The sequence below is a fragment of the Mesorhizobium sp. CA15 genome, assembly GCF_020165215.1.
Lineage (GTDB): Bacteria > Pseudomonadota > Alphaproteobacteria > Rhizobiales > Rhizobiaceae > Mesorhizobium.
Genome location: NZ_JAIUHQ010000037.1, coordinates 1 through 7,116, shown reverse-complemented (window position 1 = coordinate 7,116; position 7,116 = coordinate 1). Strand labels below are relative to the sequence as shown.

Sequence of the window (7,116 nt, the reverse complement as noted above, 5' to 3'; positions counted from 1 at the left end):
CCTTCTCCCACAAGGGGGGAAGGGAAAAAGGCGTTCCGCTTGCCCCTCAACCTCGCCCCTGCTAAAGCGCGCCGCATGACCACCCCGCTCGACCACATCCGCAATTTCTCCATCGTCGCCCATATCGACCATGGCAAATCCACGCTTGCCGACCGGCTGATCCAGCTCACCGGCACGCTGGAGGAGCGCGACATGAAGGAGCAGGTGCTGGACTCGATGGATATCGAGCGCGAGCGCGGCATCACCATCAAGGCCCAGACCGTGAGGCTGAACTACCGCGCCAAGAACGGCGAGGATTATGTGCTGAACCTCATTGACACGCCTGGCCATGTCGACTTCGCCTATGAGGTGTCGCGCTCCTTGGCCGCCTGCGAGGGCTCGCTGCTGGTGGTTGACGCCTCCCAGGGCGTCGAGGCGCAGACCTTGGCCAATGTCTACCAGGCCATCGACAACAACCACGAGATCGTCGTGGTGCTGAACAAGGTCGACCTGCCGGCGGCCGAGCCCGAGCGCATCCGCGAGCAGGTGGAGGAGGTGATCGGCCTCGACGCCTCCAACGCCGTGCTGATCTCGGCCAAGACCGGCCTTGGCGTGCCGGATGTGCTGGAGGCGATCGTCCACCAGCTGCCGCCGCCGCGCGAGGGCGATATCGCGGCACCGCTCAAGGCCATGCTGGTCGACAGCTGGTACGATGCCTATCTCGGCGTCATCGTTCTGGTGCGCATCATCGACGGCGTCATGAAGAAGGGCCAGACCATTCGCATGATGGGCACCGGCGCCAAGTATCTCGTCGAGCGGACCGGCGTGTTCAAGCCGGCCCGCGTCAATGTCGACGAGCTCGGCCCCGGCGAGTTCGGCTTTTTCACCGGCTCGATCAAGGAAGTGGCCGACACCCGCGTCGGCGACACCATCACCGAGGACCGCCGCCCGACGCAGAAGGCGCTGCCCGGCTTCAAGCCGGCGCAGCCGGTGGTGTTCTGCGGCCTGTTCCCGGTCGACGCCGCCGATTTCGAGGATCTGCGCGCCGCCGTCGGCAAATTGCGCCTCAACGACGCGAGCTTTTCCTATGAGATGGAAACCAGCGCCGCGCTCGGCTTCGGCTATCGCTGCGGCTTCCTTGGCCTGCTGCATCTGGAAATCATCCAGGAACGGCTGGAGCGCGAGTTCAACCTCGACCTCATCGCCACCGCGCCCTCCGTCGTCTACCGCCTGAACCTCAATGACGGCTCGGTCAAGGAACTGCACAACCCGGCCGATATGCCCGACGTGGTCAAGATCGCCTCGATCGAGGAGCCGTGGATCCGCGCCACCATCCTCACCCCCGACGACTATCTCGGCGGCATCCTGAAGCTTTGCCAGGACAGGCGCGGCATCCAGGCCGATCTCTCCTATGTCGGCAAACGCGCCATGCTCACCTACGACCTGCCGCTCAATGAGGTGGTCTTCGATTTCTACGACCGGCTGAAGTCGATCTCCAAGGGCTACGCCTCCTTCGACTATCACCTGACCGACTATCGCGAGGGCGACCTGGTGAAGATGTCGATCCTGGTCAACGAGGAGCCGGTCGACGCGCTGTCGATGCTGGTGCACCGCACGGCGGCGGAAAAGCGCGGCCGCGCTATGTGCGAGAAGCTGAAGGAGCTGATCCCGCACCATCTGTTCAAGATCCCGATCCAGGCGGCCATCGGCGGCAAGGTCATCGCCCGCGAGACCATCTCGGCGCTGCGAAAGGACGTCACCGCCAAATGCTATGGCGGCGACGTGACCCGCAAGCGCAAGCTGCTCGACAAGCAGAAAGAGGGCAAGAAGCGGATGCGCCAGTTCGGCAAGGTGGATATCCCGCAGGAGGCGTTTATCCAGGCGCTGAAGATGGGGGATTGAGGGGCGAAATTCACGCCGCCATCGGTAGACCAACCTTCTTGTAGATTTCCTGTATGTTTATAGTCTCTTTCCCATGAGCAGAAAGGACCGAGATAATTCGCAACCGGTCCATAGTCACGACACTAGAGACGTAGTCCTTGTTTATCCATTCGCCGTTGGCTTGCCGATAACAGACTGGGATGAACAAGATACCCTGTGGGTCGACCAAACAAATGAACGAACCGCGGCGTGTAGCAAAGATTGCTTCCTGCCGCTTACGCTCCCAATTTTTTTCTTCCTCCATCGCTGCGCATTGTCCAACCATTACGACAACTCCTGGTGCAAGCTTGTCCACTCGAACCACGCTCACCAAATCTATTTTCCCATCTCCCGATGATCCAAAGTTCTTCTCCCAGTCGCGCGTAAGCTCAATCCCCAATTTCTCGACAAGCAAAGGCATGGCCGCCGATAAGTTCGTATGGAAGACTTCACGTCGGTCGTTGCTATTAGGCCCGAACATGTAAACTTCACCCGTTTCCGGAACTAACCGACGCAAGCATTCTGCGCAAATAAGTTCGAAGGCATCGGCAAGGCGCTGTTTAATGCCCTTCGACGTGAACGATCTAATCCTAGAGCAGGCGAGAAGAAGCAGATACACATGGTTTAGATATGTGAGTTCTTTTCGTAAGGCCAATCGCCCCCGGTCTAGAACAAAAGGGTAGCAAAGTCCGAAAGCTGAGACGCGAAACTCAATCTGACGGACGCACTCTTCGACGTATGCCTGCTCGCGACTCGTCGTCTCTGCGCCATCTAAGTGGTCCGGCAAATCATCGTCGTCTACATCCGGTTCATCGATATCAAGCAACTCGTCATCGGGGCGGGTTGACTGCTTAATTATGCTGGATAGATCACTTGCTGAAATACCTTCATAGCCACCAAACGCTATTGCTATTTCAGCGGTATCAGCAAGCAGATGTGGTTTCGTTCGGGCGACCCTTCCAAGTGAAAACATACTAGTCCCGAAATGCTGATTCTAAAGCACGCGCCTGCCGGTATATCGAATTCGTAAGCTGTTCTCTGACTTCAGTGCGCTCGACCTCAGCCGCTATTGAATTCGCCTCTCGAAGTTCTCGCTGAATTCTTGTACAAATTGCGTCAAAATCATCGCCGACGCCAGTCGTATAAAGGTAAGCCTGGTCCAGGCTAGCTCCCTTTCTAAATGCCGCTAAAGCGTCGTCATTTAGCAGAACCTTGGACAACTTATTTAGGTTTCGCGACTCCCCGATACGTGGTTTCTCTCCCTCTTCGCGAACGAAGAGCCAGCTGAAGAATTCTCTCACGTTGTCGATGATTGGATCCCGTTCGTTTATGCTTTCTCCCGTCTCTTCCTCGCTGGCTCCGAAAATAAACTTCTGTATACCACTGTAGTCGACTGAGGTAGAGATTAATGAAAACTTCACAGCTTCTTCATCAACTCCTTCAAGCGAGAAAAAGTCGTTCTTTTCGGCTACTTCATAAACCTGATAAGCTTTCATAGACTTAGAGATAAAGTCTCTCCTGCTGCCAATAATTTTCGCAACAGTCCTGCACCGTTCCGGAAAGTCCTCTTGTGAAGATGTGTGATCAAACAGCTGCTTAATATATCTAGCCTTCGCAAGAGCTCCCCACGGTTTTACGCCTGCTATATGGCGATTTCCAAGATAATTGAGAACCTCCTCGCGGCTGTCGTAGATCGCCACAGGCACCGAAGACGGCCGATGTTTGGCGCTCGCCTGCAGCTCAGAGATTCGAGTCGATATCTGATCGAAAGTCTGTCCAGATAGCAGCTTTAGGGCGGTGAGCCTCCGGTTTCCTTCAACAACGATAAGTTCCTTGCCCACCGGAACCGCAATGAGCGCTTCCGCTTGGAAAAAGTCGTTTTCGGATATCGCCGTCATCAACTCTTCGATCGAAGAATTTTGCGCCAAATATGAAAACATGGAATCCTGGTCACGCTCAACATAGGCGGGAAGACGTGGATTCTCAGGATCTAAATACAGGTCGTTTATCGGCACGGTCGCGAATTTATGTCCCATGGGTCACCAGACGTTCGGCAATGCGGAGGCCACTGCGTTAAATAACGGCGGCGGTACAGCGTTACCAACCACCTTGTATTTTTCGTTTAAAATCGCAGTATCCGGAAACTTCATTGCTTTTGGGAAGCCTTGAAGCCGAGCGCACTCCCTAAACGATAATCTTCTTGCTGGGCGATCATCTTCGAACACCCACTTATCGGTATGGATTCGCTTCAATTTAGGGCTGATAGGATGCAATGAAACGTGCCGACCTTTCGCCACGATTGTACGACTAGTTTCTTCCCACCCGCGATATCGATTGCGAGATAGGTAGTACCAATGGAAAACTTCATTGTTGAACTCACCATCGGGCCATTCTGGCAAATCACCTATCGCATCGCGTATCGTCAAGTGCCGTTGTCCCCGACGGGCGTCTGCAAAGTAAGCTGGCATCGGGAATTCGTAAATATCGTCCAAATCTGCCCTTATCCCCACAATGAAAACGCGTTGGCGCTCCTGAGCGACGCCGAAATCTCTTGCGTCTAATAGCTCAGATTTCACCTTGTAGCCGGCTAGCCTGAAGCGCACAATTTGATTGTTTAGTAAGTGACGAAAATCGGCGCGACGCATCCCGGAAACGTTCTCAACGATAAACGCCTTTGGTTTTATCTGCCGTAACGCCCGGTCGAATTCTCGATACAGATAATTTATCGTTCGGCTAGGGTCACGAACTCCGCCTTGGCTGAAACCTTGGCACGGGTAGCAGCCTACGAGAAGATCGGCTCTCGGAAAGTTTTTAATCTTGGCCACGTCACCTAACCGAAAATCTGTATCAGGGAGATTCGCGCGATAGACGTCCCGGGCGTAGGGCAAAATGTCGTTTGCCATAAGAATATCAAAGCCAGCCTTGTGAAGCCCGATATCTGATCCGCCGCAGCCGCTGAAAAGTGAAACCGCTGTTGGCATGCTGCCCCTCCCGAATTAGATAACCTGTAGCGCACTCAGTGAGCGTTGCGGGAAAAATTTTGGACAAATTCAGCACGGAACAGCGATCCGAGATCATGCGCAAGATTCTCGGAAAAGATACGAAGCCCGAACTGCTGGTCAGGCGACTGGCGCACGGGCTCGGATATCGATACCGACTTCACAAAACAAATCTGCCAGGCAGGCCGGATTTGGTCTTTGCCGCAAAGAAGAAGGTCATTTTCGTCCATGGCTGTTTCTGGCATATGCACAACGCGTCCAGGTGCCGAATCGCGCATCAGCCAAAATCCAATCAAGCCTATTGGCTCCCGAAACTCCAGAGGACGGCCTTACGGGATCAAACGAATCAGGCGGCTCTGTCAGCTTTAGGCTGGAAGGTGTTAACGATCTGGGAATGCGAGACAAAAACCCTCGCACAGGTTGAACGTCGCTTGATCGATTTTCTCGAGTAACATGGATCGGCCCGGGTTGGGTAATGTTGCAAAGCATAGCCGACTCGTCGGCCCTTGGGGATGATTCGTTCCATTCATGTGCCGCATTGAGGTCTGCTTGTCGACAGATTGCTTACCAACGGCCTGACCTCGTTGTATCCTCTCCCCGGCTTGGGGAGACATCACATGCGCTCCACTCTCGATCTCGTCGCCGCAATCGGCCTCGCCATCGGCGGCGCTTTTGGCTTGGCGGGCACTTTCGTTGCCAGCGACGCGCTGCGCGAGACGGTCTGGACCATCGACGGCGTGGGCATCGTCGTCGCCGCGGCGCTGCTGACGATGAAATACCAGCGGCTCGGCCATGATCTCGTCGCGGCGGGTTTCCTCACCTTCCTTGCCGGCGAAAGCCTGCTTCTGGCCGGCAATGCGGCGGGGCTGCAGGCCTCCGTGCCTTCCTATGCCGGCGGCATTGCGCTGTGGGCGGCGGGGCTGGTGATGGTCAGCGCGCAGGCCACTTTCGCGCTGTGGATGCGGCTTACGGCCTCCGTCGCCGCCGTGCTGTTCGCCGTCTCGATCCTGATGATCCTGTGGGGCGCGCCGCTTCTGCCCACCTCGGCGCCGCTGCCGGCGCTCGGTTATCCGTTCCTGGTGCTGACCTTCATCGGCTGGATCTGGACTTTGCTGAAGCCGGAGCGTTGAGCGCCAAGGCAATGGCCGCGCCGCTCGAAATCCGCAACAGCCCGTCGGGAAAGATCTTGCCCGCCGTTGGACCGATCCTGCTTGGCGGCATTTTCGGCTTCGGCGCGCTGCAGGGCGTGGCTTCGGGCGCGAACAGCGGGCATGTGCTGTGGATCGCGCTGCTCAGCGCCGCTTGCCTCGCGCTCGGCGCCTTCATCGCTCGCGGCGCCTTCGACACCTCGGTCAAGGTGGTGCTGGACAGCCAGGGTTTCCGAGATGCCCGCGCCGGTGACGTGTTGGTGCCATGGAGCAAGGTGCGGAGCGTGCGGCTCGCCGCCGGCGGCAAGGGCGCGGCGATGCTCAATTTCGAGCTCACCGAGGAGCCGCCCGACGCAATCCGCTATTCCTCCGCCAACGCCTTCGGCCTGATGCCCTTCGGCAAAACCATTGTGCATATGGAAATCTCCTCGCTCGACGTGCGGGGAGAGGAGATTGTGGATGCGGTGAAGACATTCGCGCCGCATGTGGTGAGGCGCTGACTTCCCCTTCTCCCCCTGTGGGAGAAGGTGGCCGCGAAGCGGCCGGATGAGGGGTGTTCCAGCGGAGTGAGACGTCGGCTTTCCCTGGAGCACCCCTCATCCGTCTCGGCGCTGCGCGCCGAGCCACCTTCCCCCACAAGGGGGGAAGGGGAGGTCGCGCCCCGTCTCAACCCGTGCTCTACTCCCTCGGGGGACCTCGCCATGATTCGCGCTCTGCTCGCCTTCCTTCTGCTCACCTCGCCGGCTTTAGCCGCCGACATGTCGGTCTTCGTGCGCAACCAGCGTTCGGACGGCGTCGCGGTCGAGCTGTTCAGCCGCGACAGCCAAAAAGTCTGGCCGGGCGACGACAAGGTGTTCCTCATCCGCCCGAAGGCGCGAAAGTCCGTGCCGATCTCCTGCGAGCCGGGCGAGCATATCTGCTGGGGCGCCTGGGTGAACGGCGACGATTCCGTCACCGCCGGCGTCGGCCCCGACAACGACCAGCCCTGCGACACCTGCTGCTTCATCTGCACCGAGCATTCCACCGAGACGGTGGATCTGGCCGAGTAGCGGGGCGCTTCCCCTTCTCCC

General features: G+C 57.5%; 8 protein-coding genes. 5 read left to right on the top strand and 3 right to left on the bottom strand.

Annotated elements, in window-relative coordinates:
- The first annotated feature begins 75 nt into the window (after nt 1–75).
- Nucleotides 76–1,881 carry a translation elongation factor 4 gene (gene lepA, locus LB515_RS27910; RefSeq protein ID WP_095769428.1) on the top strand — a complete coding sequence of 602 codons (1,806 nt, stop codon included), beginning with the start codon at nt 76–78 and terminating at the stop codon, nt 1,879–1,881.
- A 10-nt stretch (nt 1,882–1,891) separates the two neighbouring features.
- Here the strand turns inward: lepA and LB515_RS27905 are convergent, their stop codons facing one another.
- From LB515_RS27905 to LB515_RS27895, 3 genes are read right to left on the bottom strand one after another with little or no spacing between them, the layout of a single operon-like run.
- On the bottom strand, nt 1,892–2,872 hold the full coding sequence (locus tag LB515_RS27905; RefSeq protein WP_224709661.1) for a hypothetical protein: 981 nt from the start codon (nt 2,870–2,872) through the stop codon (nt 1,892–1,894).
- Nucleotide 2,873: 1 nt separating this feature from the next.
- Nucleotides 2,874–3,935 carry a hypothetical protein gene (locus tag LB515_RS27900; protein ID WP_224709656.1) on the bottom strand — a complete coding sequence of 354 codons (1,062 nt, stop codon included), beginning with the start codon at nt 3,933–3,935 and terminating at the stop codon, nt 2,874–2,876.
- Between the two features lie 3 nt (nt 3,936–3,938).
- Nucleotides 3,939–4,880, bottom strand: a complete 942-nt coding sequence (locus tag LB515_RS27895) for a DNA cytosine methyltransferase (RefSeq protein WP_224709654.1) — start codon at nt 4,878–4,880, stop codon at nt 3,939–3,941.
- A gap of 95 nt (nt 4,881–4,975) precedes the next feature.
- On the opposite strand from LB515_RS27895, the gene LB515_RS27890 reads away from it, so the two are divergent.
- The 4 genes from LB515_RS27890 to LB515_RS27875 all read left to right on the top strand — a co-directional run bounded on the left by LB515_RS27890 (nt 4,976) and on the right by LB515_RS27875 (nt 7,095).
- Nucleotides 4,976–5,350, top strand: a complete 375-nt coding sequence (locus LB515_RS27890; protein WP_263490445.1) for a very short patch repair endonuclease — start codon at nt 4,976–4,978, stop codon at nt 5,348–5,350.
- Nucleotides 5,351–5,515: 165 nt separating this feature from the next.
- Complete coding sequence (locus LB515_RS27885; protein WP_224709650.1) at nt 5,516–6,028, top strand: hypothetical protein; 513 nt, start codon at nt 5,516–5,518, stop codon at nt 6,026–6,028.
- Entirely contained in the window at nt 6,025–6,546 is a 522-nt protein-coding gene (locus LB515_RS27880) for a hypothetical protein (protein ID WP_224709648.1), read from the top strand. Before LB515_RS27885 ends, LB515_RS27880 begins: the two co-directional genes overlap by 4 nt.
- Before the next feature lie 201 nt (nt 6,547–6,747).
- Complete coding sequence (locus LB515_RS27875; RefSeq protein ID WP_140845287.1) at nt 6,748–7,095, top strand: hypothetical protein; 348 nt, start codon at nt 6,748–6,750, stop codon at nt 7,093–7,095.
- The last annotated feature ends 21 nt before the right edge of the window (nt 7,096–7,116 follow it).

What these genes read in the sequence shown, in the direction of transcription:
- lepA (WP_095769428.1), top strand. Translation starts at nt 76, where the DNA reads ATGACCACCCCGCTCGACCACATCCGCAATTTCTCCATCGTCGCCCAT.
- LB515_RS27905 (WP_224709661.1), bottom strand. Translation starts at nt 2,872, where the DNA reads ATGTTTTCACTTGGAAGGGTCGCCCGAACGAAACCACATCTGCTTGCT.
- LB515_RS27900 (WP_224709656.1), bottom strand. Translation starts at nt 3,935, where the DNA reads ATGGGACATAAATTCGCGACCGTGCCGATAAACGACCTGTATTTAGAT.
- LB515_RS27895 (WP_224709654.1), bottom strand. Translation starts at nt 4,880, where the DNA reads ATGCCAACAGCGGTTTCACTTTTCAGCGGCTGCGGCGGATCAGATATC.
- LB515_RS27890 (WP_263490445.1), top strand. Translation starts at nt 4,976, where the DNA reads ATGCGCAAGATTCTCGGAAAAGATACGAAGCCCGAACTGCTGGTCAGG.
- LB515_RS27885 (WP_224709650.1), top strand. Translation starts at nt 5,516, where the DNA reads ATGCGCTCCACTCTCGATCTCGTCGCCGCAATCGGCCTCGCCATCGGC.
- LB515_RS27875 (WP_140845287.1), top strand. Translation starts at nt 6,748, where the DNA reads ATGATTCGCGCTCTGCTCGCCTTCCTTCTGCTCACCTCGCCGGCTTTA.